The sequence below is a fragment of the Methylomonas montana genome (assembly GCF_030490285.1).
Taxonomy (GTDB): Bacteria; Pseudomonadota; Gammaproteobacteria; order Methylococcales; family Methylomonadaceae; genus Methylomonas; species Methylomonas montana.
In genome coordinates, this window is record NZ_CP129884.1 from 3,864,949 (window position 1) to 3,891,665 (window position 26,717).

The 26,717-nt window shown below is 51.9% G+C and carries 30 protein-coding genes and 1 tRNA gene; 16 read left to right on the top strand and 15 right to left on the bottom strand.

Annotated elements, in window-relative coordinates; all coding sequences use genetic code 11:
* The first annotated feature begins 128 nt into the window (after positions 1–128).
* On the top strand, positions 129–443 hold the full coding sequence (locus tag QZJ86_RS17885; RefSeq protein ID WP_301671843.1) for a hypothetical protein: 315 nt from the start codon (positions 129–131) through the stop codon (positions 441–443).
* A 391-nt stretch (positions 444–834) separates the two neighbouring features.
* Here the strand turns inward: QZJ86_RS17885 and QZJ86_RS17890 are convergent, their stop codons facing one another.
* The 9 genes from QZJ86_RS17890 to flgA all read right to left on the bottom strand — a co-directional run bounded on the left by QZJ86_RS17890 (position 835) and on the right by flgA (position 6,103).
* Positions 835–2,634 (bottom strand): GmrSD restriction endonuclease domain-containing protein, encoded by a 1,800-nt coding sequence (locus QZJ86_RS17890; RefSeq protein ID WP_301671844.1) that lies wholly within the window; start codon positions 2,632–2,634, stop codon positions 835–837.
* 53 nt (positions 2,635–2,687) lie between these two features.
* Entirely contained in the window at positions 2,688–2,810 is a 123-nt protein-coding gene (locus tag QZJ86_RS17895; RefSeq protein ID WP_301671845.1) for a hypothetical protein, read from the bottom strand.
* A 146-nt stretch (positions 2,811–2,956) separates the two neighbouring features.
* The gene (locus tag QZJ86_RS17900) at positions 2,957–3,148 is read right to left on the bottom strand and encodes a hypothetical protein (protein ID WP_301671846.1); all 192 of its coding nucleotides are present in this window, start codon (positions 3,146–3,148) and stop codon (positions 2,957–2,959) included.
* A complete protein-coding gene (locus QZJ86_RS17905; protein ID WP_301671847.1) occupies positions 3,138–3,389 on the bottom strand; it encodes a type II toxin-antitoxin system Phd/YefM family antitoxin in 252 nt (83 codons plus the stop codon). The genes QZJ86_RS17900 and QZJ86_RS17905 overlap by 11 nt, the downstream gene beginning before the upstream one ends.
* Positions 3,390–3,614: 225 nt before the next feature.
* Positions 3,615–3,691, bottom strand: a tRNA-Arg gene (locus QZJ86_RS17910).
* A 30-nt stretch (positions 3,692–3,721) separates the two neighbouring features.
* Positions 3,722–4,504 carry a flagellar brake protein gene (locus QZJ86_RS17915; protein ID WP_301671848.1) on the bottom strand — a complete coding sequence of 261 codons (783 nt, stop codon included), beginning with the start codon at positions 4,502–4,504 and terminating at the stop codon, positions 3,722–3,724.
* Positions 4,505–4,539: 35 nt separating this feature from the next.
* Complete coding sequence (locus QZJ86_RS17920) at positions 4,540–5,034, bottom strand: flagella synthesis protein FlgN (RefSeq protein WP_301671849.1); 495 nt, start codon at positions 5,032–5,034, stop codon at positions 4,540–4,542.
* 4 nt (positions 5,035–5,038) lie between these two features.
* A complete protein-coding gene (gene flgM, locus QZJ86_RS17925; RefSeq protein WP_301671851.1) occupies positions 5,039–5,344 on the bottom strand; it encodes a flagellar biosynthesis anti-sigma factor FlgM in 306 nt (101 codons plus the stop codon).
* Positions 5,345–5,413: 69 nt separating this feature from the next.
* A complete protein-coding gene (flgA, locus tag QZJ86_RS17930; protein ID WP_301671852.1) occupies positions 5,414–6,103 on the bottom strand; it encodes a flagellar basal body P-ring formation chaperone FlgA in 690 nt (229 codons plus the stop codon).
* Between the two features lie 118 nt (positions 6,104–6,221).
* Here flgA and QZJ86_RS17935 point away from each other — a divergent pair, with 118 nt between their 5' ends.
* From QZJ86_RS17935 to flgL, 13 genes are all read left to right on the top strand, one after another.
* Positions 6,222–7,154, top strand: coding sequence for a chemotaxis protein CheV (locus QZJ86_RS17935; RefSeq protein WP_301671853.1), 933 nt, complete (start codon positions 6,222–6,224; stop codon positions 7,152–7,154).
* A 41-nt stretch (positions 7,155–7,195) separates the two neighbouring features.
* Entirely contained in the window at positions 7,196–8,062 is an 867-nt protein-coding gene (locus QZJ86_RS17940) for a CheR family methyltransferase (protein WP_301671854.1), read from the top strand.
* A 180-nt stretch (positions 8,063–8,242) separates the two neighbouring features.
* On the top strand, positions 8,243–8,638 hold the full coding sequence (flgB, locus tag QZJ86_RS17945) for a flagellar basal body rod protein FlgB (protein ID WP_301671855.1): 396 nt from the start codon (positions 8,243–8,245) through the stop codon (positions 8,636–8,638).
* Between the two features lie 2 nt (positions 8,639–8,640).
* Positions 8,641–9,057 (top strand): flagellar basal body rod protein FlgC, encoded by a 417-nt coding sequence (flgC, locus tag QZJ86_RS17950; protein WP_301671856.1) that lies wholly within the window; start codon positions 8,641–8,643, stop codon positions 9,055–9,057.
* 9 nt (positions 9,058–9,066) lie between these two features.
* Positions 9,067–9,750, top strand: a complete 684-nt coding sequence (locus QZJ86_RS17955) for a flagellar hook assembly protein FlgD (RefSeq protein ID WP_301671857.1) — start codon at positions 9,067–9,069, stop codon at positions 9,748–9,750.
* 13 nt (positions 9,751–9,763) lie between these two features.
* A complete protein-coding gene (gene flgE / locus QZJ86_RS17960; RefSeq protein WP_301671858.1) occupies positions 9,764–11,050 on the top strand; it encodes a flagellar hook protein FlgE in 1,287 nt (428 codons plus the stop codon).
* Positions 11,051–11,080: 30 nt separating this feature from the next.
* Positions 11,081–11,830, top strand: coding sequence for a flagellar basal-body rod protein FlgF (gene flgF, locus QZJ86_RS17965; RefSeq protein WP_301671859.1), 750 nt, complete (start codon positions 11,081–11,083; stop codon positions 11,828–11,830).
* Between the two features lie 49 nt (positions 11,831–11,879).
* Complete coding sequence (gene flgG, locus QZJ86_RS17970; protein ID WP_301671860.1) at positions 11,880–12,668, top strand: flagellar basal-body rod protein FlgG; 789 nt, start codon at positions 11,880–11,882, stop codon at positions 12,666–12,668.
* Between the two features lie 10 nt (positions 12,669–12,678).
* Positions 12,679–13,347, top strand: coding sequence for a flagellar basal body L-ring protein FlgH (locus QZJ86_RS17975; RefSeq protein WP_301671861.1), 669 nt, complete (start codon positions 12,679–12,681; stop codon positions 13,345–13,347).
* 25 nt (positions 13,348–13,372) lie between these two features.
* Positions 13,373–14,458: a flagellar basal body P-ring protein FlgI gene (locus tag QZJ86_RS17980; protein ID WP_301671863.1), complete on the top strand. Its 1,086-nt coding sequence runs from the start codon at positions 13,373–13,375 to the stop codon at positions 14,456–14,458.
* 34 nt (positions 14,459–14,492) lie between these two features.
* Complete coding sequence (gene flgJ / locus QZJ86_RS17985) at positions 14,493–15,533, top strand: flagellar assembly peptidoglycan hydrolase FlgJ (protein WP_301671864.1); 1,041 nt, start codon at positions 14,493–14,495, stop codon at positions 15,531–15,533.
* Positions 15,534–15,541: 8 nt separating this feature from the next.
* A complete protein-coding gene (gene flgK / locus QZJ86_RS17990; protein WP_301671865.1) occupies positions 15,542–17,197 on the top strand; it encodes a flagellar hook-associated protein FlgK in 1,656 nt (551 codons plus the stop codon).
* 8 nt (positions 17,198–17,205) lie between these two features.
* Positions 17,206–18,102, top strand: coding sequence for a flagellar hook-associated protein FlgL (gene flgL, locus QZJ86_RS17995; RefSeq protein WP_301671866.1), 897 nt, complete (start codon positions 17,206–17,208; stop codon positions 18,100–18,102).
* Between the two features lie 157 nt (positions 18,103–18,259).
* Here the strand turns inward: flgL and mltB are convergent, their stop codons facing one another.
* The 6 genes from mltB to QZJ86_RS18025 all read right to left on the bottom strand — a co-directional run bounded on the left by mltB (position 18,260) and on the right by QZJ86_RS18025 (position 24,843).
* Positions 18,260–19,246, bottom strand: coding sequence for a lytic murein transglycosylase B (gene mltB / locus QZJ86_RS18000; protein ID WP_301671867.1), 987 nt, complete (start codon positions 19,244–19,246; stop codon positions 18,260–18,262).
* A 9-nt stretch (positions 19,247–19,255) separates the two neighbouring features.
* A complete protein-coding gene (rodA, locus tag QZJ86_RS18005; RefSeq protein ID WP_301671868.1) occupies positions 19,256–20,386 on the bottom strand; it encodes a rod shape-determining protein RodA in 1,131 nt (376 codons plus the stop codon).
* A complete protein-coding gene (gene mrdA, locus QZJ86_RS18010) occupies positions 20,383–22,233 on the bottom strand; it encodes a penicillin-binding protein 2 (RefSeq protein WP_301671869.1) in 1,851 nt (616 codons plus the stop codon). Before mrdA ends, rodA begins: the two co-directional genes overlap by 4 nt.
* 6 nt (positions 22,234–22,239) lie before the next feature.
* Positions 22,240–22,728, bottom strand: a complete 489-nt coding sequence (mreD, locus tag QZJ86_RS18015) for a rod shape-determining protein MreD (protein ID WP_301671870.1) — start codon at positions 22,726–22,728, stop codon at positions 22,240–22,242.
* A complete protein-coding gene (gene mreC / locus QZJ86_RS18020; protein WP_301939026.1) occupies positions 22,715–23,608 on the bottom strand; it encodes a rod shape-determining protein MreC in 894 nt (297 codons plus the stop codon). The genes mreD and mreC overlap by 14 nt, the downstream gene beginning before the upstream one ends.
* A gap of 191 nt (positions 23,609–23,799) precedes the next feature.
* Positions 23,800–24,843: a rod shape-determining protein gene (locus tag QZJ86_RS18025; RefSeq protein ID WP_301671872.1), complete on the bottom strand. Its 1,044-nt coding sequence runs from the start codon at positions 24,841–24,843 to the stop codon at positions 23,800–23,802.
* A gap of 114 nt (positions 24,844–24,957) precedes the next feature.
* Here QZJ86_RS18025 and gatC point away from each other — a divergent pair, with 114 nt between their 5' ends.
* Together gatC and gatA are read left to right on the top strand one after the other, a co-directional pair.
* Positions 24,958–25,245: an Asp-tRNA(Asn)/Glu-tRNA(Gln) amidotransferase subunit GatC gene (gene gatC / locus QZJ86_RS18030; protein ID WP_301671874.1), complete on the top strand. Its 288-nt coding sequence runs from the start codon at positions 24,958–24,960 to the stop codon at positions 25,243–25,245.
* An 8-nt stretch (positions 25,246–25,253) separates the two neighbouring features.
* The gene (gene gatA / locus QZJ86_RS18035; protein WP_301671875.1) at positions 25,254–26,705 is read left to right on the top strand and encodes an Asp-tRNA(Asn)/Glu-tRNA(Gln) amidotransferase subunit GatA; all 1,452 of its coding nucleotides are present in this window, start codon (positions 25,254–25,256) and stop codon (positions 26,703–26,705) included.
* The last annotated feature ends 12 nt before the right edge of the window (positions 26,706–26,717 follow it).

Below are 26,717 nucleotides of genomic sequence, written 5' to 3' on the forward strand. Positions count from 1 at the left end.
CATAGAATTTGACGATTAGCCTAGGCCGATTACCCGCATTTTGTGTTAAAAAATAGATGTAAATTTTGACAACCAAGATGGTAAATTCGACCATTCAATCTACTCTTTACAATTTGCGGATATAAAAAATGACCTTTCCAAAAAGAATTTCTATTTTAGCGTTGTTATATCTCACATCAAATGCGGCGTGGTCTGAGCCAGTAAACCTTTGTAAAGTTAAAAGAATTTATGACGACGACATTAATGTTCCTGTCAAAATTGAATATGAAGATTGTTCGGGAGTAGCCTTTCGTTGGTATGCCAAGGCTTATGTAAAAGCATCTTGTTGGGAAGGCGCTATTGATTTACTCGAAGGGAAGTGTGAGCTTCATGAAAACGATTACAAGGAAGCTAGCACTGAAAGCCCTGGAACCGAAGAAGCGCAAGAAGAAAAACAGGATTGAAAACCTTTATTGGCTGCTTGTCGGCGAATGGCGCGCATGCCAAATTCAACCGGGGTATTTCAAGGTTCGTCCGCTCTATTGCGGCAAACAAGCTACCCTTTCGAGCTTGTTTCCGGGCTTAATTTACTTGTAATTTTAGATTGAATAACCTGACAAAGCCTACCCGCAAAGAGTTATGCCACACCTTCCTGTTAGCGGCTTGTCCCAGGCTTTGGCTTCGACCACCGCCAGTTTGAGGTTGCGATGCTCCAACATATAGTCGGCAGACAGCGCCTTGCCTCGTTTACCGTGGCCTTCCAGCCTGCCTAGTGTGTCAGGTAGCGACTACCTTCCACCACGCCCCAGCCAGCCACTTTCAGGGCCGGAAGAGTCGGGTTTCGGCTTCGTTCATTTATAGAGCCGAGAACCAGATTTTGATTTTTAACGCCATCAACTTACGGCGCTCTTCCAAAAACTCGCTGAATTCTTTGATCTCACCGTCCAACATGGAAGCAGGAATACAATTCGTCGCCAAATTTGCAATGAGTTCGTCGCGGTTAGTGATGCCGCCGTACTTCTTTGCGCCTCCCTCGCATTGCGCTTTCAACTCAGCAAAATAGACTGTGGGCGATTTTGCGCCAATCGCAATGTTGATCTCGCTCTGAGCGATCACATAGTTCGCAATTTGGTTATAGGTGCCGCGCGACAGACCCTTTTCATCCTTCAGAAATTTGCGCGGATAAACATGATGCACATCGGCACGGTTTAACAGTAAATCGGTAACTGTAATATCTCGGGACAAAAAGCCTTTATCGCCCAGCTTGACTTGAGCCGCTTGATAGCACAAAAAGTACGGGCTGTTGATCGACGACGTATCCATAAACTGCGGCAACATGCCAGTCCAGAAACTGTCGGGCAATTCGTTCGGTATCACCGATTCGATGTAGCTCACCAAGCCACGGCTGCTAATCTGCCGAATGTCGAAATCGAACGTTGACTCCGGTGACCCGCTGTAACGACCGCGCAGCATCGACATGACAAACCAGCGTCGAACAATACGTTCCAAGTCAGCCGCAGGCACATTTTCCGCTCGACCACGTAGATAGACGATATAGGCAAAATTGACCACGTTGCGGCCACCGATCAAACCACTGGTGACGAAACCGGCGAAACGCAGAATCATCGTGATACGGTCAAAATGAGTCTTGTTAATGAATGCAAAAATCCCGTTCTTCAAACGACCAAATGATGCTTCGGCGATAGCGTCTTCAAATTGCTTGGTTTCAAAGTTTCTGCCTGAAAGCAACGCCACTAAGTCCTGCAACTTACCCCGGCCAAACTCCGATGTGAATGCCACGCGCAGCATGTCGGTATAGGTCGGATCGTAAATGTCGTCGTTAACGTCGGCGATCCATTTCATCTTGTCGAAAAACTCTGAACCGACAAAAGCCGTGTCATTCTTCTTAATTTTGCTGATGAACTCAGGCGCAATAGCAAGGTGACAAAAATAATCGATGGCCTTACGCAACAGATTGCCACCATAGGTTTCATTCACCGCGATTTTCGACATGGCAAAGTCGGCTTGCGACAGTGGCGACCCCGCAGAATTGACCCGAATAAAAATCTCCGTCACGGTCTCAATGTCTAAATCTTCAGCCAGTTCTATGATCCCGACATGGTTATGGACGATCCCGCGCAGCTTTTCAATGATTTTGAATATCTTGTCTTGTGTACAGTCTTGGTTGGTCCTACAGTAATCGCTGACTAGCTGAAAAACACTGGTGGCAGGGTTGAACACGCACGCCACGTCCGGTATCCAAGCCACATTTTTACGGATAGCCGGGTTAGCCACTTCAAAGGTTTCTTCCTGCGGATTGAAGGCAATGCGAATCTGCACCGTCTCATAATCTTCGTTCAATACTTCCACACCCAGCAAAGACGCCATCAACGCGGTGACCCGTTGTTGACCGTCGATCAAAATGCGTTTGCCGGTCGAGGTCGTACCGTCCTTCAGTTTGACATTCGGATTGCGCCATGCAATCAAATACCCTACAGGATAACCTTGGTATAGCGAATCCAGTAAGTTACGTACCTTGGTCGCTTCCCAAACAAACGGCCGCTGAATTTCGGGGATGGCAATCTCGCCAGACTTTACCCAGGTTAGCAGTGTTTCAATCGGGTGCGGGGTGACTGAGTAACGCTGGGTAGACATTTATTAACTCCGTTTAATTGAAAGTATCAGCGTCGTTGAGCGCGCTTATTTTACTAGTGGGTGGCTTGAAAACTCGGCGACTGCAACGCATCAGCGGGCGACAGAATGTGTACGCCCAAGGGTTGTAAATCGTTTGCCAGCACCAACAAATCCTGATCGCCGGTAAAACTAGCCAAGGTGTGTTGGCAACCAGTGCCGCGCGGATGAATTTATCGTCGTATGGGTCGCGCGAAAAGGTTTGTTGCTCGATTTCCGCTGACACCGTGCCCCAAAAAGGCGGCAGTGTCGACATCGCGTAACAATTGCTTGCGGTGTTCCAGGTTCAAGTACCGATCGAATTTGGGGCGCCATAAGCGTTCCTGCAATTCGGCAAAGTAGCTAACGTGAAAACCGGCCGACCATGCCTGACCACCTGCCGGGTCAACAACGCCGGTGCGCCGGCATTGCTCAGGAAACCGCTGATCCAGACGTTGGTGTCGACGACAGCGAGGAGTCCTAAGTTTTCAGCTTTCATCCGCCAGCAACTGCTCGAGGATTTCCGGTGTCATGCCGGCTTTCTCGACTGCATCGGCGGTTTCGTCCATGGTTTTGCTCAGGCGGTCGGCGTAAAAGGTTCGCATGGCTTCGTAATCTTCAGCACTGACCATCACGCCGACCACGCGATCATGGCGTGTCACTCGTACCGGTTCGCGCTGGGCGATGTCGAGAAATTCGCCAAAACGGGTTTTGGCTTCGTTGGCGGTAAAGGTTTGCATGGTAGGGTAGCGCCCTGAGGATGGCGGCGTATTGCGACTAATCTAGTCCAAATCGTTCGATCAGGTCAACTTAAACGTCAGAAGTCCCCTACCTTAAAGCTTGCCGCTGAAAGCCTGATGTAGCAGGGATTTTTCAGGTCAGCGCGCGAAAAGTAGCGCTATGATGAAGGCTCACCGAATGGTGATATAACCTGTTGAACACAAAGTGTTTTTGACGTTTTTCTATGGCGTCCCGGATACGATTCGAACGTACGACCTGTCCCTTAGGAGGGGACCGCTCTATCCTACTGAGCTACCGGGACGTTGGGCGGCAATTCTACCATAGCGAGAGACTAGGCTTTCTGTTTTCTGATCTCAACCCGCTCCAGCGAGGTAATAAAATAAGACAGCTTTGATTGGCTTTTTGAGGATAGATTTTCGAAAAGCCCGCCAATTTGAACTTTCGATGAGCCCGCCGAGGCTGACTTGACAAAACGTACCGACAAATCGAAGTCCATTACATAATTTTCAAAATTGATTTGGCAATTTTTAATCCTGTCGCCGCGCTGTACCCTGGCTCTGTTAATCGGCACACTGATACCGGCCCCGCCTCTCGACAAATCAAAAAGATAACCGCCGATTGATATACCCGTGCGCTGTACGACACCGCCAAACGGAATATCGATAGAACTGATTTCCAACCGCGGCGAACGCCTGCGCTGTGGATAAAAAATGCGCTCCGGCAATGGTGCCTTGTAATAGTTGATACCGCGGGAATGACCGATTTCAATATCCGTCAGATTGAACGATAAATGTATACCTTTATGAAAGGTAGAGAGTTTTAGCGATCTGCTGTGCAACAAAAGGTCGTTACCGTGTTTGGGCATTAGCTCATCGAGAATAATGGAATTTTTATCCAACTTAACCCCAAGTATCGACGAGCTGAAATCCTCAGCCGAACCGTCGACCTGAACACTACACAAGGGTGAACTATTTTCGATTTCGCAAAGTAACTTGGCGATTTTTTCTTGATCGGTAAGAAAGTTAGGATTTTCAAAAGTTAACAGATCGTCTTCGCTGGAAACAGGCGCCGACTCAATCGGTTTTGAAAATAAATGCTTAAGTTTTCCCAGCATGCGAAGCGGCCTATCTATTGATTTAGGCGAGCAGTCTACACTGAAATTAATGTGTGCGAAAACAGCTCGTTTCGGGTGACGCCGTCAGGCCCATACGTCGCTGCTAATGGCGATTTGCCTCTAAGAATTTGCAGCGATCGCTGAGTATGCCGACTCAGCAACGCAATGCTAGCGCCGTTTTGTTCGTTAACGGCCCGGCATTTTTCGGCAAGCTTGGAGATACGATGCCAGCAATTCCAGGTCTCGGATATATCGATGCCCGTCTCTTTGGCTTTGATAAGATAAGTTTTGATGCCGTCGTTACCGATCGCCAACTGCTCGGTGGCAAGCACCTGACCCAGTTGCTTGGTGAATTGCTCAAGTTGAACAACCAGATCTTTTTTATTGGCGGCAATCGCCGAAATAACGTCCGGATCGACTGTTTGTTTTAGTTTATCGGATTCGGCATTTAACAACTCAAGCAAATTCTGCGTGACGTTTAAACCGTTGTTCAATAATTTTTCGGTGATTAAATAGGTTTTCTCTATCATGGCGTCATGAGCTATTAGTTAACTGTTTTTCGAATTGCAATATTTTCCCGGCAACGCTCTCGGCATTGACCTGATAGCTGCCTTCCTGCAATGCCGCTTTTATAGCTGCAACACGATCCTCGTTCACCACGGAAGCAGCAGCGCTTGCGGCGGTAGCCGACTTAATATCCTGCGCGGCCGCGGTGATCTCGACTGTGTCCGCAGAGAGCCCATTTGCAAGCTTCTCTTTAAGTCCGACCGAGTCTTTAACCGCTGATTTTGCCGGCAGCGGAGCACCAACAGGGTTACCGGTGATGGATTCGATAGCCATGACGAAATTCCTAAATGAGTTTTATCTGAAGCATTTAGCGGCATCATCATAAATTCCTTTAATAGTCGATTAAAAATAAACCGAAACCTGACCGGCATCGACGACAGTCGCCTGTATCACCCGTTGCGACGACATATTTTTCACATTGATTTTCTGGCCCTTGGCACCATCCGCCATCGCGGTACCGATCGCGCTGATCAACATACCGGCCTTGGCCGATTGAATCGTTACCCGCTCACCTCTTTTCACCAGCGTCAAATCGGCATAATGCTGTCTATTAAGTACACTGCCGGCAGGAATGTTGCGGACAGCCTGCTTATTAACGATATCTTCCGGCTCGACCAAATAACCTTGTTGCAATAAGCCGGTGTCGCGAGCCTCAACACCGAGATACTCCGCACGAATAATATCGTTACGATTCAGGGACTTTTTCAATACCAACACATCTTTAAAGGCCTTCACAGACACCGTGCTATAAATCGTCCACCCTTTCTCGCCATGGCATCGCACCCCAACCGTATTCCGGCCGGGTTTAATGTCGCCGGATTGGCCAAAGACCTGCAAAGCTTGCTCGCACTGCGGTAGTTGCAGATGCGGATCGATTTGCACTCCGCCGATTTCATACTTGCCCCCTGGCTCAAGGCTTGCATTTACATATTGGTTAACCGAATTCTGAATCGACGGCACCGATTGCATCGGTGCCGCGCACACCATTTCGGAAGCCAGCTGCAAAATGAACAGAAATTTAATGTTCTTCATATTAGTCGCCATTTTTTTGACTCACACCATAGCTTGAGCACAAAACATACCAATAATTTTCTAAAGTAAAACAAAGCAAAGTCGCTATAATTGCGATCAGCGTATTTCAGGGGGTTTTATGGCCGGAGTGTTAGAGGGAGTCGATCAGCGCACCAAACTGGCAGGTCACAATAGATTCGAATTACTGTTGTTTAAACTGGTCAGCAAACAGCGTTTTGGAATTAACGTTTTTAAAGTCCAAGAAGTCATTCAATGCCCACCTTTAACCCAAATTCCCAATTCCCACTCGGTGATTTGCGGAGTCGCTCACCTGCGCGGTAAAACCATTCCGGTATTGGATTTGTCCATGGCTATCGGCATGCGACCCTTAGCGCGCGACACCGGCTGTTACGTGATCGTCACCGAGTACAATCGCTCGATTCAAGGCTTTCTGGTCGGCTCGGTAGACCGGATCATCAACATCGGCTGGGAACAAGTTAAAGCCCCCCCCAGCGGTGCCGGTAAAGAAAGCTATCTGACCGCCGTTACCGAAATTGAGGGCGAGTTGATCGAAGTGATCGATGTCGAAAAGGTCATGAAAGAAGTCATCGGCGGCCGCGAAGACGCCTCCGCAGACGCCATCGACGCCGATGTGAGCGGCAAAAACGATCATATCCTGGTGGTCGACGATTCCTCGGTCGCCAGAAATCAGGTGAAAAGAGTCTGCCAACAAATTGGCATAGAATGCACACTGCTCAAAGATGGCCAGGAAGCCTGGGATCATTTGAACACGCTGGTCGCCGAAGGCATCAATATTCAGGATCGTTATTCAATGATCATTTCCGACGTGGAAATGCCGCGCATGGATGGCTATACCCTGGCCACCAAAATCAAGGCCGACCCAAACATGAAACAGGTCTACCTGATTCTGCACACCTCGTTGAGCGGCGTATTTAACACCGCGATGGTTCAAAAAGTCGGCGCCAACGAATTTTTGGCTAAGTTCGATCCCGATTCCTTAATGCATTCTATTCAGCAACAACTCAAGCTTTATCATGCCGCGCGCAACTGACAAAAAAAACCTCATCTCCCGCTCCATCGCTTAATCTAAACATGTTCAAATCAGCTGACTCCGGCAACAGCATCGGCAAAAATATCGACATTTCCGCCGAGGAATATCAGGCCATTCAGCAATTCCTCAATCAAAGCTGCGGTATCGCACTAGGCGAAAACAAACAGTATCTGGTGAAAAGCAGATTACTACCTTTGCTGGGTAAATTTGAATTATCGAGCTTCACTGATCTCACCAAAGTCTTGCAATCCAGCGCATTTTCTTCGCAGAAATTAAAAAGCGCGGTTATCGACGCGATGACCACCAACGAAACTTTCTGGTTTCGTGATGAACGCCAGTTTGCCGAAATTAGGGACAAAGTACTCCCTGAGCTACTCAAGCAAAAAAACGGCAGCATCCGGGTTTGGTCGGCGGCCTGCTCATCCGGCCAAGAACCTTATTCGATCAGCATCTGCGGCCTGGACGCCCTTAAAGCCAGTGCAAAAAACAGATCACTGCAAATTATCGGCACCGACATTTCCGAAGCGATATTGGAAGAGGCCAAGAAAGCGGTGTATTCGGAAGCCGCATTGGCCAGAGGCGTCGATGAAATCACTAAGGCCCGCTACTTCCACAAAAGCTACGATGGCTACACGCTCAACCCCGAAGTCAGCCAACAAGTCCGCTTTCAGCAATTCAATCTACTCAAGTCTTTTACAGCACTGGGACGTTTCGACATCATCTTTTGCCGCAACGTACTGATCTATTTTTCCGACCAGGTCAAACGCGACATCTTGACCCGAATGGCCGACAGCCTGGAGCCAGGCGGTTATTTATTCCTCAGCAGCACCGAAGCCATGCCGGCCGGCATACACGCCTTCGAGCTGGTCCGCTCCGGCCTAACCAGCTACTTCAGAAAAATCGGTTAATACCTCCGTCGATTTATTGACGATATTATTAAGCGGCAGTTTTTTGCCGCCCCGCCTCAACCGCAATTTTTTGACGCCAGCCCCTTCCTCAAAATTATCCATGCCTGTGAAATTAAAGTAGATTTTTTTTATGGCATGTTTACTGCTTTTTATGTTTAAAAAACACATGAGGTGGCAAATATGGCAATCAATTTCGACAATGCCTTGGGCATACATCCGCAGGCTTTAGCGTTGCGAGAAAAACGCGGCGAAATCCTGGCTTCCAATCTGGCCAACGCCGACACCCCCGACTACAAAGCCCGCGATCTGGACTTCAAAACCGTATTCCAGCAAACCCTGGCCGGCAAGAGTTCAGAAATCAACCGTAGCCAGCAAGGGCACTTAGCCAACCCAAACAGCGTGCTCGGCGCCGACCTGCTCTATCGCAATCCACAGCAGGCTTCGCTAGACGGCAACACCGTCGAAACCCATATCGAGCAAGCCAAGTACGCCGAGAACGCCGTGCAATACCAAGCCAGTTTGCAATTTATCAACGGCAAGTTTTCCGGGCTGATGTCAGCCATCAGAGGGGAATAATCATGTCCACATTCCGAATCTTCGATGTCGCCGGTAGCGGCATGAACGCACAAACCCTGAGACTAAATCTGGTAGCGAGCAATATTTCCAACGCCAACAGCGTCAGCAGCAGCATCGGCCAGGTCTACAAATCCCGTCAACCAGTGTTTGCCGCCGAGCTGAAAAACATCATGGACAAAAACAACGCCGCCAGCGGCGTCAATGTGCTGGGCGTCGTCGAAAGTCAGGCGCCGCCGGTAATGGAATATGCGCCTAGTCATCCACTGGCCGACGCCACCGGCTATATCTACAAACCCAACGTCAACACCGTGGAAGAAATGGCCAATATGATGTCGGCCACCCGTTCCTATGAAAACAATGTGGAGGTGTTGAACACCGCCAAAAACCTGATCCTGCAAACCCTAAAAATGGGAAGTTGAGGCTAACGTATGAGCGCCAGCGCAATAGACACTTTTAACAAGCTGGGCTTGGCCACCACCAGTTCCAGCACCTCGAAAACCGGCCAAAAACAAACATTGGAGCAAGATCAGTTCTTAAAACTGCTGACCACCCAGTTGACCCACCAGGATCCGATGAAACCGATGGAAAACGGCGAATTTCTTGGCCAAATGGCGCAATTCAGTACCGTCTCCGGCATCCAGGATTTACAGGCTTCGTTCAAGGATTTTGCCACTTCGATCAGTTCCGCTCAGGCGCTGCAAGCGGCCGGACTGGTGGGACACGACGTGTCGGCTCCCAGCCAAGAAGCACTATTGTCCGCCGGCGGCAGCGTGTCGGGCGACTTTGATTTGCCCGGTAGTTCACCCAATGTCAGCGTCAAAATCATCGATTCCGAAACCGGAGAAACCATTCGAGATATTGACTTGGGTACCCAAGCCTCGGGCACAACCGCTTTCCAATGGGACGGCATGGATAACGATGGTCAATTTGCCAATCCTGGGATTTATAAAGTCGAGGCTAGCGCGTGGCTAGACGGGAAAAACACCAATCTCGCCACCAATATCAAATCTCGGGTGCAAAGCGTGACCATGGGCAGCGGCAGCACCGGATTGCAAATCAATCTAGTCGGTGTCGGCTCGGTGAAATTCAACGAAATCAAGCAAATTTTATAGTTAGGAGAGCGTCATGCCTTTTACAACAGCACTTAGCGGCTTGAATGCCGCATCCAACAATCTGGCGGTAACCGGCAACAATATCGCCAACGCCAATACTACTGGTTTTAAGCGCTCACGCTCCGAATTCGCTGATGTCTATGCCACCAGTCTCGGCGGTGTCAGCAATACAACACCGGGTGCTGGCGTCCGAGTCGCCAATGTCGCCCAACAATTCAACCAAGGGAATTTATCGTTCACCGATAACAATCTCGACCTGGCCATCAGCGGCGAAGGCTTTTTTACACTAGCCAAAAGCCCTAGTGAAGTCAACGACTTGTCATACACCCGCGCGGGCGAATTTAAACTGGACAAGGATGGTTACATGGTGAATAACCAGGGGGCGGCGTTACTAGTCTACAGACCAAACGGCACCGCCGTTAGCGACGGGTTTAGCGTCGGCGTCACCCAGCCCGTGCAAATCAACACCTTGACTGGATTGCCATCGGCAACCGACAGCGTCGAGATTACCGTCAACGTCAATGCCAATGACACGGTGATACCAGCCGCGACTGTTTTCGATCCAACCAACAGCAATAGTTATAACAGTCAAACCTCCGTAACGACTTACGACTCTCTGGGTTCACCGCATATTCTGACCACGTATTTTCGCAAATCCGCCGCCAACACCTGGAACGTTTATCACTATATGAGCGAACCTGCGACCCCCGATACCAAAACATTGGTCAACGTAGCGGGCGGCAACGCCGACGGTTCGGGCACGATGACTTTCGATTCCGGCGGTAAATTGACCGCTCCAACCAATCCGTTTGCGCTGAGCAGTTATACCATTCTGCCGGCAACTGGCGCCGCGCCGATTACCATTACCTCAATGGACTACACCGGCTCCACCCAGGTCCAACAAAAATTCAGCGTCAACGCAATGACTCAAAACGGCTTGCCCGCCGGACGCTTGACCGGAATCGATATCGATGACGAAGGTGTAATCTTTGCCCGCTTCAGTAACGGCGGCTCGCAAACCGTCGGCAAGGTCGCCCTGACTCGCTTCCCGAATACCAACGGTCTCGCCAAACTGGGCGATACCACCTGGGGACAAAGCGCCAGTTCCGGCGAACCGATCCGCGGTGAAGCCGGTTCCAACAACTTTGGTGGCATTCAGTCCGGCGCGCTGGAAAGTTCCAACGTTGACTTATCCGCGCAATTGGTCAATCTGATCGTGGCCCAGCAACACTACCAAGCCAACGCTCAAACGATCACCACCGAAAATACCATCATGCAAACCATCCTCAACATCCGATAGATGCTAGATTGATGCTAATGGAGACACATTATGGACCGTAGCCTATACATTGCCATGAACGGCGCCAAGCAGACTTTGCTGGCGCAAACGGCTAACGCCAATAATTTGGCCAACACCCAAACCACTGGCTTCAAATCCGATTTCGAGCAGTTTCGGGCCATGCCGGCCTTCGGTCCCGGTTATCCGACGCGAGTCTATTCGATGACCGAACGGCCAGGCAGCGATCTGTCGTCCGGCGGCTTGCAAACCACCGGACGCGACCTGGATATCGCCATCAATGGCGAGGGCTGGATCGCGGTAAGAGCTGGCGACGGCAGCGAGGCTTATACTCGGGCCGGCGACTTGCGTATTACCCCCGACGGTCTATTGGAAAATGGCGCCGGCCAGCAAGTGATCGGCGAAACCGGCGCCCCCATCGCGATTCCGCCGGCACAGAAAGTAGAGATCGGCCGCGACGGCACCATCAGCATTATCCCGCAGGGCTCTAACGCCACGGTCACCGCACTGGTGGACCGAATCAAACTGGTCAACCCCGGTAACGACGCGCTAGAAAAACGCGAGGACGGCCTGATGCACCTCAAACAGGCCGGCGGCCCGCCGATTCAGGCCGACGCCAACATCAATCTGATTCAAGGCTCGCTGGAATCCAGCAACGTCAACGCCTTGTCGGCAATGGTGGAGATGATAGAACTGTCCAGAAATTTCGAGCTGCAATCGAAAGTGATGAAGAACATCGACAACGTGGCCGGCTCCGCTACCAAATTAATGCAAATGGCATAAAACCTGCATTAATCCTGACAAGACAAAAAAATGTCAGTCAGGAGGCTTTATGACAGAGCGCGCATTATGGGTGGCCAAATCCGGTCTCGATGCCCAACAAACTCGAATGGCGGTTATTTCCAATAACCTGGCCAACGTCAACACCACCGGCTTTAAAAAAGGCCGGCCGATTTTCGAAGACCTGATCTATCAAAACATCCGTCAGGCCGGCGCCCAATCCACCCAGAACACCCAATTGCCCACCGGTTTGCAACTAGGTACCGGGGTTAGAACCGTTGCCACCGAAAAGCTGCACACCCAAGGCAATATCCAGCAAACCGAAAACTCGCTGGATGTGGCAATTAGTGGCCGCGGCTTCATGCAGATTCTGATGCCCAACGGCGACATCACCTATACCCGCGATGGTTCTTTCAAGCTGGATTCTAATGGCCAGGTGGTCACCTCGGGCGGCTTACCGCTGGAACCGGCCGTATCCGTGCCGCAAGACACCACCAGCCTGACCATAGGCCGTGACGGCACCATCAGCGTACAGCAGCCCGGCAGCCCGGCCGCGGTGCAAATCGGCCAAATTCAGTTGGCGGACTTCATCAATCCGGCCGGCCTGGAACCGATAGGCGAAAACATGTTCCGGCAAACGGTTGCCAGCGGCGCGCCGGTGATCGGCAACCCCGGCGACAACGAACTGGGCGTGACCTTCCAAGGCTCCTTGGAAACTTCCAACGTCAATGTGGTCGAAGAGTTAGTCAACATGATTGAAACCCAGCGCGCTTACGAAATGAACTCCAAGGCGATTTCGACGACGGACGAAATGCTGTCGTTCGCCACACAACAATTATAGGGGGTGGATCATGAATAAAATCCTATTGATCGGCTTGTTAGCCGGCTCCTTGTTCGGCTGCGAAACATTGCCGAAGCGCGACCCAGACTTCGCCCCGGTTCAGCCTGCGGACCTGCGGCCACCGACCAGCCATAACGGCGCGATTTTTCAGGCCGGTTACGACATGCGTCTGTTCGAGGATTACGCCGCTAGGCGAGTGGGCGATATTTTGACTATCAAACTGCTGGAAGCCACCACGGCCCTGAAAAAAGCCAATGCCAGCGAAACCAAGGACACCAATGTCTCGGTGACTGCCCCTACCCTGTTCGGCATGGCCAGCAGCGCGGTACTGGGTCATGACCTGGAAACCTCGATGCAGGCCAATAGAACCTTTAAAGGCCAAGGCGACGCGCAACAAAGCAACAGTTTGAAGGGCGACATCAGCGTCACCGTCGTCGAGCTATTGCCCAATGGCAACTTAAAAGTGCGCGGCGAAAAACGGGTGACCTTAAACGACGGCGACGAATATGTCAGGGTCTCGGGCATCGTCAGACCCTTTGACATTGACACCAACAACAGCCTTCCTTCTTCTAAATTGGCCGATGCAACCATTATGTATACTGGCGAGGGAGGCGTACATGATCCCAGCAAAGTGGGCTGGCTGGGACGGATTTTGCTAAGCCCGTTTTTCCCATTCTGATTTGCGATAGACAGAGGAACAGCTCATGAACAAGTTACTAATCGCATTACTATTGCTGGCTAGCTTGCCGGCACACGCCGAGCGGATTAAAGACATCGCCTCGATCAATGGTGTGCGCAGCAACCAACTGGTGGGCTATGGTCTGGTGGTTGGCTTGGATAAATCCGGCGACAAAACTATTTTTACCGGCCAAACCTTGCGTAACTTGATGGGCAAGAGCGGTTTAACCCTGCCGCCCGGCGTCGACCCTAAATCGAAAAATATCGCCGCCGTCAGTGTTCACGCCGATTTACCGGCATTTGCCAAACCAGGTCAAAAAATTGACGTTACCGTATCGTCGGTCGGTGACGCTAAAAGCCTGCGCGGCGGCTCGCTGCTGATGAGTCCGTTACGCGGTGCCGACGGTAAGGTCTATGCGGTGGCGCAAGGCAATCTGGTGGTAGGCGGCTTGAGCGCAGGCGGCCAAGACGGCTCAAAAATCACCGTCAACAATCCGCTGGTGGGTCGCATCCCGAATGGCGCCAGCGTCGAGCAAACCGTATCCACGCCGTTCGAACAAGGCAATGAACTAATCTTTAATCTGAATACCGCCGATTTCACCACCGCCAACCGCATGGTGGAATCGATCGACAAAGCGCTTGGCGCCGGCACCGCATCCGCCATCGATGCCACTTCGGTCAGTGTCAGAGCGCCCGCCGATGTCAATCAGAAAGTCAGCTTCGCGGCGATACTGGAAAACATTGAGGTGACACCAGACGATGCGCCCGCCAAAGTGATCATCAACTCGCGCACCGGCACTGTAATCATCAATAGTAAGGTGAGAGTGCAACCTGCGGCGGTATCTCACGGCAGCCTGACGGTGACCATCAACGAGAATCCGCAGGTCAGCCAACCCAACCCACTATCCGACGGCAACACGGTAGTTACGCCGCAATCCGACGTGACTATAAAAGAAGAAAAGAACCATATGTTTGTCTTCAACCCCGGCATTTCCTTAGATGAAATCGTGCAGGCCGTAAACAGCGTCGGCGCCGCACCCAGCGACCTAGTGGCGATACTGGAAGCATTGAAATCCGCGGGCTCGCTGCGAGCCGAGTTGATCGTGATATAGCAAGGTTCAAATTTGAACCCGATAGGAGATTCCCATGTTAAATACCGATACTGCCAACATTTACACCGATTTCAGCGGTTTGGCGAAACTGAAGCAAAGCGCCCGCGAACAATCGCCCGAGGCGATCAAGGAAGTCGCTAAGCAGTTCGAATCGGTGTTTTTAAACATGGTGATGAAAAACATGCGTCAGGCCAAATTGGCCGATGGTATCCTGGACAGTCAGCAAGGCCAGTTTTTTCAAGATATGTACGACCAGCAAATGGCCGTGCATCTGGCCGGTAAACCCGGCATTGGCTTTGCTGATCTGATTGCCAAACAGTTATCGCCTAAACGAAACCGCGAAGACTTAAAAGACGATGAACTGGCGATCGACGATTACCTGAATCGAGCCGCCGGCAGCGGCGCCAAAATCGGCACGGGCGTCGCCAAACCGCAAACGGCGACCGCCGATACTGCCGAGCAAAAACCGCTGGACGCCTCGGGACTGAGCAGCCTGGAACGCAGTTTGGCACGCTTGGAACGCAGCCAGCAAATCGCGGCCGGCCAATGGCAAACTCTGGACGATACACTACAGAACGACGGAGATCAGCCGCTAACATCGAAGCAGGCGTTCGTGAATCAGTTATGGCCACATGCCCAACAAGCGGCGCGGGCATTGGGCGTCGATGCCAATCTGTTGCTGGCGCAAGCCGCGCTGGAAACTGGCTGGGGGCAATCGGTGATTAAAAACGGCCAAGGCGAAAACAGTTTCAACCTGTTCAACATCAAGGCCGACAGATCCTGGCAAGGCAAACAAGCCAAAACAATGACGCTGGAGTTCGATGGCGGCGTGGCCAAAAAAGAAATGGCCGGTTTCCGCGCTTACGATTCTTATAAAGACAGCTTTGACGATTACGTGAATTTTATTAAATCCAATCCTCGCTATAGCGAGGCGCTTAAAAAGGCCGGCAATGCTAGACAGTATATGCGAGAATTACAAGAAGCCGGTTATGCCACGGATCCGAGATACGCGGAAAAAATCATGAGCATTTATCATAGCCAAATCGCCGACCAACCATTGGCTAGCGCTGGGTAGGGGGAAATATGTCAATCGGCATTCTAAATACCGCATTATCCGGATTGGCGGCTTTTCAGCGCTCCCTGGAAACCACCAGTAATAACATCGCCAACGTCAACACCGAAGGTTATAGCCGGCAAAGAACCGAGCTGGCCACCCGTCCCGAGCAATATACCAGCGGCGGTTATCTAGGCACCGGTGTTAATGTGGTGAATATCACCCGCAGTTACGATCAATTCATCACCAGCCAGGTTCGCGCCAGTACTTCGGCGTTTTCCGAGGTGGATAGCTATCACTCGCTGGCGTCGCAAATCGACAAATTGCTCGCCGATGAGGCTACGGGCTTATCGTCATCTATGAAATCGTTTTTTAACGCAGTCAACGACGTCGCCAACGATCCGAGTTCAGCTCCGATCAGAAACGTTTTGATCAGCGAAGCCGATGGTTTGACCAACCACTTCAACACGATGGGTGCCCGACTGGATGAGATCGAGCAACAGGTCGACAGCAATCTGGAGACTGGTGTTGGCGATCTAAATAATTATGCCGCCGCCATTGCCAAACTCAATGTGCAAATCGTCGATTATATTGGCCGCGCTAATGGCCAACAAATGCCGAACGACCTGCTTGACCAGCGCGATGAGTTGCTCAGAAAAGTCTCCGAAAAAATCGATACTTCCGTGGTAAGCCAAAGCGACGGCTCGGTCAGCGTGTTCATCGGCCAAGGCCAACCTTTGGTCCTGGGGCCTACTGCGTCGAGCTTGTCCTTGGTCGGAAACGCCTCCGACCCGACTCACATGCAGATTACCTTGAATGGCTCGGATATTACCGATATGCTTTCTGGCGGCCAACTCAGCGGCAATCTGCGCTTTCGCGACGAAGTCCTCTACCCCGCGCAACGCCAATTGGGGTTATTGGCGCTCGGCCTGGCCACCGAATTCAATAATGTCCACCAAAACGGTTACGATCTGGATGGCGATACCGGCCTGAACTTTTTTGACTTGGGAACACCGACGGTGCAAGTATTGGGAAAAACCACGGACGCTACCTTAGTGGCGAGCGCGACTTTCGTGGCACCGACTTCGTCGGCAAGCCTAGGCACCTCTTATCGGATTAATGTCACTGCGGGAGGCTTTGACCTCACTAATTTGAGCGATAACAGCAGTAACTCTTATGGATCGCTGGCCGCTTTACAGACCGCCACGCAGGCTTTTGGATTCGACATCAATTTTTCTGGCGGCAGTTTGAACGCTGGTGATCAATTCGAGGTCAGTCCATCTATGAATGCTGCTCGTAGCCTGGAACGTAGCTCGGACATTAACAGCTCGCGGGACATCGCGGCCGCTACCGCTAGCGGGCTAACCGGCGACAATCGTAACGCTCTTGACTTGGCGAAATTGGAAACCGCAACCCTGATGCAAAACGGCAAAATAACGTTTACTCAAGTTTACGGACAATTGGTGACAGAGGTTGGCGGAAAGACGAATACGGCCTTGGTCAGTCGTTCCGCGCACGACGTGTTGCTGGAGAATGCAACCACCGCCAAGGAAAATTTATCGGGCGTGAATCTTGACGAAGAGGCAGCCAATTTAATCAAATTCCAAAACTCGTATCAGGCGGCGGCAAAGGCGGTTTCTGTAGCCAATACCCTGTTCGACGCGCTGATTGGAGCGATCCGTTAGGAGGCAGTATGCGTATTTCGACCACATGGCAACATCAAGTGAGCGTCACCCAAATGCTCAAGCAGCAAAGTAAGCTGACCGACACCCAGTTAAAAATGGCGTCCGGAAAAAAATATCTGACGCCGTCGGAAAATCCACAAGCTGCCGCCAGTTTGATCGACTTTAACCAGCGCATCAAGGTTTACCAGCAATATCAGGACAATATCAGCACGGTCCGGCAACGGCTGGACCAGGAAAACAGTGGCCTCGATGCGAGTATTGAGGTCATCATGCAGATTCGCGATTTGGCATTGCAGGGTTTCAACGATATCAACCAAGGCACCAACAGACAGCAAATTGCCGGCCAGATCGATCAATTGAAAGAACAGCTACTGACCATCGCCAACACCCAGAATCCGAATGGCGAATATATTTTTTCCGGTTATGCCAGCGATCAACAGCCGTTTGACAGCAGTTACGCTTATCAAGGCGATAAGCAACGCAGCCTCTCCATCGGACCGGCGCGGACCATGGCCGACGGCGACAAGGGGGACGAGGTATTTGGCGCAGCCGTTGCATCGCCGGTTGCCGGCAGCATTACCAATGTATTTCAGGCAATCACACAATTATCAACCGATTTGAAAGCGAATGCCCCTAAAAACGCCTCAATGACCGACTTGGACAACACCTTGAATCTGTTGAGTAAAACCCAGGCGTCGGTCGGTTCTCGCTTGAACACCTTGGATATACAGGAAAGCCTCAACGAGGACTACATCATCGACTATAAATCCATGGTTTCCGAAATCGGCGATCTGGATTATGCCGAGGCCGTTAGCAACTTCAATTTGCAGCAAGTGGCGTTACAAGCCGCCCAACAGGCTTTCAGCAAAGTACAAAACCTGTCTTTGTTTAATTATATTGCCTAGCAGAGCGGCTATCGACTGAACAAAAGGAGATGGGGGGCGAAATCCCCCTCTTGTCCCATTAACCCGCTTTTCAGAAAAAGCCCTCGCTGATGAAGCAAATGGCGGCCGATAGCATCTGACGACCCGCAATTAGATTCGGCACCAGCAAACCAATCAATCAGCCTTTACGGGCGGCAATGGCTTGACTGAGTTGGTAAACCGCCATCGCATATAGTGGACTGTGGTTATAGCGGGTAATGACATAGAAATTGTGCAGCCCCAACCATAAATCCTCACCCTCTTGTTGCTGGTAAGCCAGTAGTTTGACCATTTCGCTGGCGGCCAATTGCGCCGGTATATCCACCGCCATGCGGCGCAACTCGCCGACGCTGACATCGGGTTTGACGCCTTTGCCAAGCGCTTGCCGGTACGCTTCGCCACGGGCGCTAACCGGATAGGCTATAGGTGCACCGGCCCGCCACTGGTTGCGTACGAAATAATTAGCGACGCTGGCGATCGCATCGGCGCTATTGGTCCATATGTTGCGTTTGCCGTCCATATCCAAATCCTTGGCATAGCCGCGAAAACTGCTCGGCATGAATTGCGGCAAACCCATCGCGCCGGCATAAGACCCCATAGGCTGCAGCGGGTCGATACGCTCTTCCCGAGCCAGCAACAAAAACTGTTCCAATTCTTTCAGGAAAAATTCGCTGCGTGGCGGATAGGCGAAAGCCAAGGTTGCCAGCGCATCGATTACCCTGTATTTGCCGGTAAATGCGCCATATTTAGTTTCCACGCCGATGATGGCGATGATGATTTCCGCCGGCACGCCGTATTGACTTTCCACCGCCTTTAACGCTGCTTCGTTATCCTTCCAGAACTGCACGCCGCCGGCGATACGGGCTTCGGTCATAAATATCTCGCGGTACTGAAACCAGGGCTTGCCTTCGGCCGGTTTGGACATCGCATCCAGAATCGGCTGCTGAATCTGCACCACTTTGAACAACTTCCTCAATTCAACTTCATTGAAATGCTGCTGCTTGACCATATTACCGATAAATTGCTTAAAACTGTCGGTCTCGGCGACTTCGGCCTGCACCGGTTCAAAACGCAGCAAACCAGCGGCGATCAGCGTCAATAGGGATAAACTTTTTTTAATTTTCATAAGCGCGACTTAAACGGGTAATAATTTACGGTGAGTATGGATGGACATCAAAATACCAAAGCCCGCCATCAACGTCACCATCGAGGTTCCGCCGTAACTGATCAGCGGCAGCGGCACACCCACCACCGGCAATACGCCGATCACCATACCGATATTGACGAACACATACACAAAGAAGGTAAAGGCCAAGCTGCCGGCCAACAATCGGCAGTAGGTATCCTGAGCCTGCACGGCGATATAAAAACAGCGGCTGATAATCAGCAAATACAACAGCAATAACCCAACGCAGCCGAACAAACCGAATTCTTCTGCAAATACCGCGAAGATAAAATCGGTGGAGCTTTCCGGCAGAAAATCCAGTTCCGCCTGACTGCTGCCCAGCCAGCCCTTACCGTTGATGCCGCCGGAGCCGATCGCGATTTTTGACTGGATGATGTGGTAGCCGGCCCCCATCGGATCCGCTTCCGGGTTCATGAAGGTCAACACCCGGCTACGTTGATATTCGCGCATGAAATGCCATAGCACCGGCGTCAAGGATGACAATAACACCAGGCAACCGAGCATGAACCACCACGACAAACCGGCAAAAAACAATACAGCCGCACCGGAACTCGCTACCAGCAGAGATGTCCCCAGATCCGGTTGCTTGGCGATCAGCAGCACCGGCAAGATGAGCAGTATGCCGGCCCCCAGCACTTGCTTGGGTTTGGGCGGCAAAGCATGTTCGGATAAATACCAAGCCACCATCATCGGCGCGCTGATCTTGGTAAACTCCGAAGGCTGAAAACGAAAAAGACCCAAATCTAACCAACGCTGGGCGCCCATACTGATTTGCCCCATCACCGCCACCGCCACCAGCAACAGTACGCACACCGTGAACAAGGCCACCGAAAAACTTTGAAAGCGGCGCGGATTGACATGTGCCAACACAATCATCAACAACAGCGCGAAACCCATCCGAGTCGCGTGCCGAATCAATAACGGAATCTCCTGGCCGCCGGCGCTATATAAAATGACGAAACTGGCCGCGCAGATTAACAGCAGTCCAATAAACAACGGAATATCGATATGCAGCTTTCTGAGCAAATTCCCGAGCAGCGACGGCGCCTGGAACTGTTCGTTGCGCATTTCACTTCTCATGGCTGGCCATCCTTTTTCTGATTCAGATAGGCATCGATAATTTCACCGGCAATCGGCGCCGCCACCGAACCACCGTGACCGCCATGTTCAGCGATGATCGCCACCGCAATTTGCGGGTCATGCACCGGCGCGAAGGCGATGAACAAGGCATGATCGCGCATTTTGAAATCAATGGCGTCCTCGTTGTATTTCTCTTCCTGTTTGATGGTAAATACCTGAGCGGTACCGGTCTTACCGGCAATTTGATAGGTAATGGCCTTGGCCAGCCGGCCGGCAGTCCCGCGCGCACCATGCACCACGTTGGTCATGCCTTTAATAATATTATCGACGTTCTGTTTTTTCAGCGGAATAATGGCATCGGCCTTGCCGCCGATTAAATCGGCATAATCGGCGCTGATAATGCTATGCACCAGATGCGGCGTGATGACCTTGCCATAGTTGGCTAACGTGGCAGTCGCGTGAGCGAGTTGCAACGGCGTAGCCTGGGTATAACCCTGGCCAATCCCGGTGATCAAGGTTTCGCCGGGAAACCATGCCTGATTGCGATAATGACGTTTCCACTCCTTGGATGGCATCAAGCCGTCCACTTCGCCGACCATATCGATCCCGGTTTTCCTGCCGAAGCTAAATTTATCCATGAAATCATGCATTTTATCGATACCCAAGGCCAGTGCCAGATCGTAGAAATACACGTCGCAAGACTGGGTAATAGCGTCATTCATATCGACCATGCCATGCCCCCACTTCTTCCAGTCACGATACTTGTGATCGACATTGGGCAGCTTGTAATAGCCGGGACAGAACAGGCGATGACTAAAATCGGTCACACCATATTCCAGACCAGCCAACGCCAGAAACGGCTTGGCCGTTGAACCCGGTGGATACTGACCGCGTAGCGCACGGTTGTATAAAGGCTGGTCCGGCGAATCCTGTAGTGCCTTGTAATCCTTGCCGGAAATACCGGAAACAAAAGGATTGGGGTCGAACCCGGGCCGGCTGGCAAACACCAGCACACCACCGGTTTTGATTTCAATCGCCACCGCCGCGCCGTTATATTCTGACAAGGCATCGTAAGCGATTTTTTGCAGATCGATATCCAGGGTCAAATAGATATTGGAACCCGCTACGGGTTCCACGGTGGCCACCGTATTCACTGCCCTGGCCTGGGCATTGGTTTCTATTTCCTCGTAACCGGCAGTGCCCAGCAAATGCTCTTCATAGGTTTTTTCGATGCCGGTTTTGCCGATGTGGTTGGTGCCGCGATATTTGGCGACCGGCAGGGTTTTCAATTCTTGCTCGTTGATCCTGCCCACATAACCGACCACATGCGAAGCCAGATCGCCGTAAGGATAATGCCGAACCAAACGCGCATAGACATCGACGCCGGGAAAATAAGGTCTGACCACCGCAAATTTGGCAACATCTTCGTCGCTGAGGTTCTGTAGCAACGGTGTGCTGGTGAATGACTTGTTGCGCTTGCGCTGCTTTTGAAACAAATCGATTTTTTCATCGGAAATATCCAGCAGCTTCTGCAATCTGGCCAGCGTGTTGTCGAGATTCTCGATTTGCTCGGGGATCAACTCCAGGCTGTAAGTCGGCACGTTTTCGGCCAGCATCCGCCCTTTGCGATCGTAAATAACACCGCGCGTCGGCGGCAATGGCGAAATTTTGATGCGGTTGTCTTTCGATAATGTCGCGTAGTGTTCGTGGCCGACCACCTGTAAATAAACCAACCGCACGACCAGACCAGCGATCAAAAACAGGATCAATATGAAAGCCGTGACGATACGGCTTAAGAATAAGCGGCTCTCGGCTAGCGGATCCTTGATGGCGAATTTTCTATCCATGCCTCGTCAAACGATGCGCGCCATGACTCGGATATACCGCAACACCACAAACACCAGCGGCCACACCAAAGCCCCCGACAGCACCGGATACCAGAACGATAACGTTAGCCGGTTACCAGCTTGCATGCTTTCCGTACCGAAAATGATACTCTGCGAACCCAGCAAACAAAAAAACACAAACAAACATTGCTGCAGCATTGGAAACTGCCGCAAACGTCGATGTTCGTTGACACTGAAATAGCAAATCAGCGCGTAAATCAAGGCATATTGGCCCAACAAGCGGCCGGTCAACACATCGGTCAGCAACCCTATCATCCAGGCGCTAAACACGCCAAAGCGTTCCGGCAAGGCGATCGACCAATAGATCAACACCAAAACGATCCAGTCGGGATTAAACATATCCATGCTGGGAAACAGCGACATCACCCGCAACACCATAGCAGCCGCCACGGTAATGATGAAATAAGAAGTCGCCATTAAATCAAGGCGCGACATGCCCTGCTTCCTTGGCTTCCGGCTCCGCTGGCTTACCCGGCTCGCCCAGTAAGACCGGCGTCGAATGGCTCCAAACGATCAAAAATTCGCGGCTCTTATCCAGTTCAGCTTTGGGGGTGGCGTAAATATTGGCAAAAGATTTATCAGGCCGGGCCTCGAACTTATCGACCACAGCCACCGGATAGCCGGCTGGAAATACCCCGCCCAAACCGGACGTGACCAGCAAATCGCCCGGTACGATATCAGCATTATTGGCCAAAAAGGGTAGATGCAGGCGATTGGGCTGGCCGGTGCCGAAAGCGATGGTACGCAGGCCGTTACGGTTAACCTGCACCGGAATGGCATGATCGGGATCGGTGATCAGCATCACTTCGGAACTGGACGGCAAGGCGCGAATCACTTGGCCGACGATGCCGTTGGCATCCAGCACCGGCTGTTCGGCGTGTACGCCGAAGCGAGAACCCTTATTAACCACTACCGTGTGCTCGTAAGGCGCCAGTTTCACCGAAACCAGGTCGGCCACCAACACTTGTTCGCCAAGCTGAAACGAGTTTTCCAGCAACATCCGCAGACGGGTGTTTTCCTTTTCCAAAGCCGCCAATTTCAGCAATTTGGCATCGTTGACGAACTGCAATTCTTTCAGCCGGTGGTTTTCTTTTTGCAATTCGACGAAAGAAATGATCGTTCCGGAAACCGATTGATAAAAATCGACCGGCAGGCTGGCAAGTGACTGTAGCGGATAGGTGAATACCGATAAAAAGGACCGCAGTCGATCTAATCGTTCGCTACGATAGTCGATAACCAGCAAAGAGATGGATACCAGCAATGCCACCAGTAAACGGGTATTAAGCGAAGGGCCTTTGGCAAATAAGAGTTTTATGGCAAACCTCTAACAATCAAGACGCGACAAGCTCGAACACGCCCGACGCCTATCGACGTGACAGAAAGAACAATCGACCTCCGCCCGCGTGAATATAGAGATGCCGAGCGGTATAAATTTCATAGAAAAGGCGGCTTTAACCCCGTCAAAGTGGTTAAAGCCGCCTTCCAGAATTTCTTATCGAGCAGCGCTTATTCCAAAGAGAACGCCGATGCACCTTTGGCATCGAGCATTTCCAGCACCATGCCGCCGCCCCTAGCCACACAGGTCAAAGGATCGTCGGCAATGTACACCGGCAAACCGGTTTCTTCGGAAATCAAACGGTCGATGTCTTTCAACAAGGCACCGCCGCCGGTCAGCACGATACCGCGACTGGCCACATCCGCACCCAGCTCAGGCGGTGTTTGCTCCAGAGCGACTTTCACGGCGCTGACTATGCCGGACAGAGGCTCCTGCAAGGCTTCCAGAATCTCGTTGCTGTTCAGCGTAAAGCTGCGCGGCACGCCTTCCGCCAGATTACGACCGGTAACCTGCATTTCCCGCACTTCGCTGCCCGGATAGGCAGCACCAATTTGGTGTTTGATTTTTTCGGCTGTCGCTTCGCCGATCAAGGTGCCATAGTTGCGGCGCACATAGCTGATGATGGCGTCGTCGAAGCGATCTCCGCCGATTCTAACCGACGCCGAATAAACGATACCATTCAAGGAAATCACAGCCACCTCGGAAGTACCGCCGCCGATATCCAGCACCATCGAGCCGTGGGCGGTATCGACCGGCAAGCCTGCGCCGACGGCTGCCGACATCGGTTCTTCGATCAGATAGACTTCGCGGGCGCCAGCCATCGCCGCCGACTCACGAATCGCCCGCCGCTCCACTTGGGTAGAACCGCACGGCACACAGATCAGGATGCGCGGACTAGGCCGCAGCAATTTGTTTTCGTGTACTTTCTTGATAAAAAACCGCAGCATCCGCTCGGTGACCGCGAAATCGGCGATCACCCCGTCTTTCAACGGCCGGATTGCTGTGATGTTGCCGGGCGTACGACCCAGCATATTTTTGGCGTCGGCACCAATCGCAGCGATGGTTTTTTGGCCACGAATCTTGTCTTCTTTGATGGCCACCACAGAAGGCTCGTTGAGTACGATTCCTTGGCCTGGAACATAAATTAGCGTATTTGCCGTACCCAAATCGATCGACAAATCATTGGAAAAAAGGCCACGAATTCTTTTAAACATTTTTAGCAGTACCCTAAGCGCACACGGAAAATCCTGCTACTTTAACAATCAAGCAGGTATTTGAGCAAGATATAAAGTATCATAGTTTTACTAAGAAAACCTGGAGTTAGAAGAATGTCGTTAACGGCGAATGACGTTAAAAAAATCGCTCACCTGGCAAGGCTGGGCATTGCTGAACAAGATGTCGAACACTACGCAAAAGACCTGTCCGGCGTACTGAACTTAATGACGCACATGGGACAGTTAAATACCGACGGAGTGACGCCCATGGCTCACCCGCTGGATCAAATGCAGCGCTTACGGGAAGATGTCGTCACCGAGACCGACCAGCGCGACCACTTCCAAGCCATCGCCCCGCAAACCGAAGCCGGACTGTACCTGGTTCCCAAAGTCATCGATTAAGGACGATTATGCACAACAAGACTCTTGCAGAACTGGCTGCCGGGCTGCGCAGCAAACAATTTTCCAGCGTGGAGCTGACTCAACATTTTTTGACCCGCATCCGCCAGCATCAAAACCTGAACGCATTTATTACCGTCAGCGCAGAAAGCGCCTTGCAACAAGCTCAGGCCGCCGATCAACTCATTGCCGCCGGCAATGCCAGACCACTGGCAGGGATTCCCATCGCCCAAAAAGACATTTTCTGCACGCTGGGCACCAAAACCAGTTGCGGCTCGAAAATGCTCGACAATTTCATCGCCCCTTACAACGCCACCGTGGTTGATCATTTCAATCAAGCCGGCGCAGTGATGCTGGGTAAGTTGAACATGGACGAATTCGCGATGGGTTCTTCCAACGAGAACAGCTTCTACGGCCCGGTGCGTAACCCCTGGGCGACCGACTGCGTACCCGGCGGCTCGTCCGGCGGCTCGGCAGCAGCAGTCGCTGCGCGACTGGCGCCGGCAGTCACAGGCACCGATACCGGCGGCTCGATTCGTCAACCGGCGGCGCTGTGCGGCATCACCGGTTTGAAACCCACTTATGGCCGGGTGTCGCGCTACGGCATGATCGCCTACGCCTCCAGCCTGGACCAAGGCGGCCCGATGGCGCGCAGCGCCGAAGACGCCGCCTTGTTGATGCAAACCATGGCCGGCTTCGATCCCAAGGACTCCACCAGCGTCGAACAAGCCGTGCCGAACTACAGCGCCGGTCTGAACGACGACCTGCAAGGCTTGAAAATTGGGCTGCCGAAACAGTTTTTCAGCGCCGAGCTGGACGGCCAGATGGCGGCAACCATTCAAGCGGCGATTGCCGAATACCAAAAGCTGGGCGCCGAAGTCAAAGAAGTGGACATGCCGAATCTGGAACTGGCGATTCCAGCTTATTACGTGATTGCCTCGGCCGAATGCTCGTCCAACCTGTCGCGTTACGACGGCGTGCGTTTCGGTTACCGTTGCCAGAATCCTGAAGACTTAACCGATCTATATACCCGCTCGCGCGGCGAAGCCTTCGGCGCCGAAGTCAAACGCCGTATCCTGATGGGCACCTACGCATTGTCGGCCGGTTATTACGATGCTTATTATTTAAAAGCCCAGCAAGTGCGCCGCCTGATCAGCGACGACTTCAAACGGGCTTTGAGCGAAGTCGACGTGCTGATGGGACCGGTCACGCCCAGCGCCGCGTTCCGTATCGGCGAAAAAACCGATGATCCGATTCAAATGTATCTGGAAGACATTTACACCATCGCGATTAACCTGGCCGGCCTGCCGGCGATGTCGATTCCGGCCGGATTTATCGACGGCAAACCGGTTGGATTGCATGTGATCGGCAACTATTTCAGCGAAGCCAAATTGTTGAATGTCGGCCATCGCTATCAGCAAGTCACCGACTGGCATCGACAAGTGCCGAAGGGTTTTGAATAACGGAGATTAGTC

Coding starts and splice junctions, on each gene's coding strand:
- QZJ86_RS17885 (WP_301671843.1), top strand. CDS start 129: ATGACCTTTCCAAAAAGAATTTCTATTTTAGCGTTGTTATATCTCACA.
- QZJ86_RS17890 (WP_301671844.1), bottom strand. CDS start 2,634: ATGTCTACCCAGCGTTACTCAGTCACCCCGCACCCGATTGAAACACTG.
- QZJ86_RS17900 (WP_301671846.1), bottom strand. CDS start 3,148: ATGAAAGCTGAAAACTTAGGACTCCTCGCTGTCGTCGACACCAACGTC.
- QZJ86_RS17905 (WP_301671847.1), bottom strand. CDS start 3,389: ATGCAAACCTTTACCGCCAACGAAGCCAAAACCCGTTTTGGCGAATTT.
- QZJ86_RS17915 (WP_301671848.1), bottom strand. CDS start 4,504: ATGCTGGGAAAACTTAAGCATTTATTTTCAAAACCGATTGAGTCGGCG.
- QZJ86_RS17920 (WP_301671849.1), bottom strand. CDS start 5,034: ATGATAGAGAAAACCTATTTAATCACCGAAAAATTATTGAACAACGGT.
- flgM (WP_301671851.1), bottom strand. CDS start 5,344: ATGGCTATCGAATCCATCACCGGTAACCCTGTTGGTGCTCCGCTGCCG.
- flgA (WP_301671852.1), bottom strand. CDS start 6,103: ATGAAGAACATTAAATTTCTGTTCATTTTGCAGCTGGCTTCCGAAATG.
- QZJ86_RS17935 (WP_301671853.1), top strand. CDS start 6,222: ATGGCCGGAGTGTTAGAGGGAGTCGATCAGCGCACCAAACTGGCAGGT.
- QZJ86_RS17940 (WP_301671854.1), top strand. CDS start 7,196: ATGTTCAAATCAGCTGACTCCGGCAACAGCATCGGCAAAAATATCGAC.
- flgB (WP_301671855.1), top strand. CDS start 8,243: ATGGCAATCAATTTCGACAATGCCTTGGGCATACATCCGCAGGCTTTA.
- flgC (WP_301671856.1), top strand. CDS start 8,641: ATGTCCACATTCCGAATCTTCGATGTCGCCGGTAGCGGCATGAACGCA.
- QZJ86_RS17955 (WP_301671857.1), top strand. CDS start 9,067: ATGAGCGCCAGCGCAATAGACACTTTTAACAAGCTGGGCTTGGCCACC.
- flgE (WP_301671858.1), top strand. CDS start 9,764: ATGCCTTTTACAACAGCACTTAGCGGCTTGAATGCCGCATCCAACAAT.
- flgF (WP_301671859.1), top strand. CDS start 11,081: ATGGACCGTAGCCTATACATTGCCATGAACGGCGCCAAGCAGACTTTG.
- flgG (WP_301671860.1), top strand. CDS start 11,880: ATGACAGAGCGCGCATTATGGGTGGCCAAATCCGGTCTCGATGCCCAA.
- QZJ86_RS17975 (WP_301671861.1), top strand. CDS start 12,679: ATGAATAAAATCCTATTGATCGGCTTGTTAGCCGGCTCCTTGTTCGGC.
- QZJ86_RS17980 (WP_301671863.1), top strand. CDS start 13,373: ATGAACAAGTTACTAATCGCATTACTATTGCTGGCTAGCTTGCCGGCA.
- flgJ (WP_301671864.1), top strand. CDS start 14,493: ATGTTAAATACCGATACTGCCAACATTTACACCGATTTCAGCGGTTTG.
- flgK (WP_301671865.1), top strand. CDS start 15,542: ATGTCAATCGGCATTCTAAATACCGCATTATCCGGATTGGCGGCTTTT.
- flgL (WP_301671866.1), top strand. CDS start 17,206: ATGCGTATTTCGACCACATGGCAACATCAAGTGAGCGTCACCCAAATG.
- mltB (WP_301671867.1), bottom strand. CDS start 19,246: ATGAAAATTAAAAAAAGTTTATCCCTATTGACGCTGATCGCCGCTGGT.
- rodA (WP_301671868.1), bottom strand. CDS start 20,386: ATGAGAAGTGAAATGCGCAACGAACAGTTCCAGGCGCCGTCGCTGCTC.
- mrdA (WP_301671869.1), bottom strand. CDS start 22,233: ATGGATAGAAAATTCGCCATCAAGGATCCGCTAGCCGAGAGCCGCTTA.
- mreD (WP_301671870.1), bottom strand. CDS start 22,728: ATGTCGCGCCTTGATTTAATGGCGACTTCTTATTTCATCATTACCGTG.
- QZJ86_RS18025 (WP_301671872.1), bottom strand. CDS start 24,843: ATGTTTAAAAGAATTCGTGGCCTTTTTTCCAATGATTTGTCGATCGAT.
- gatC (WP_301671874.1), top strand. CDS start 24,958: ATGTCGTTAACGGCGAATGACGTTAAAAAAATCGCTCACCTGGCAAGG.
- gatA (WP_301671875.1), top strand. CDS start 25,254: ATGCACAACAAGACTCTTGCAGAACTGGCTGCCGGGCTGCGCAGCAAA.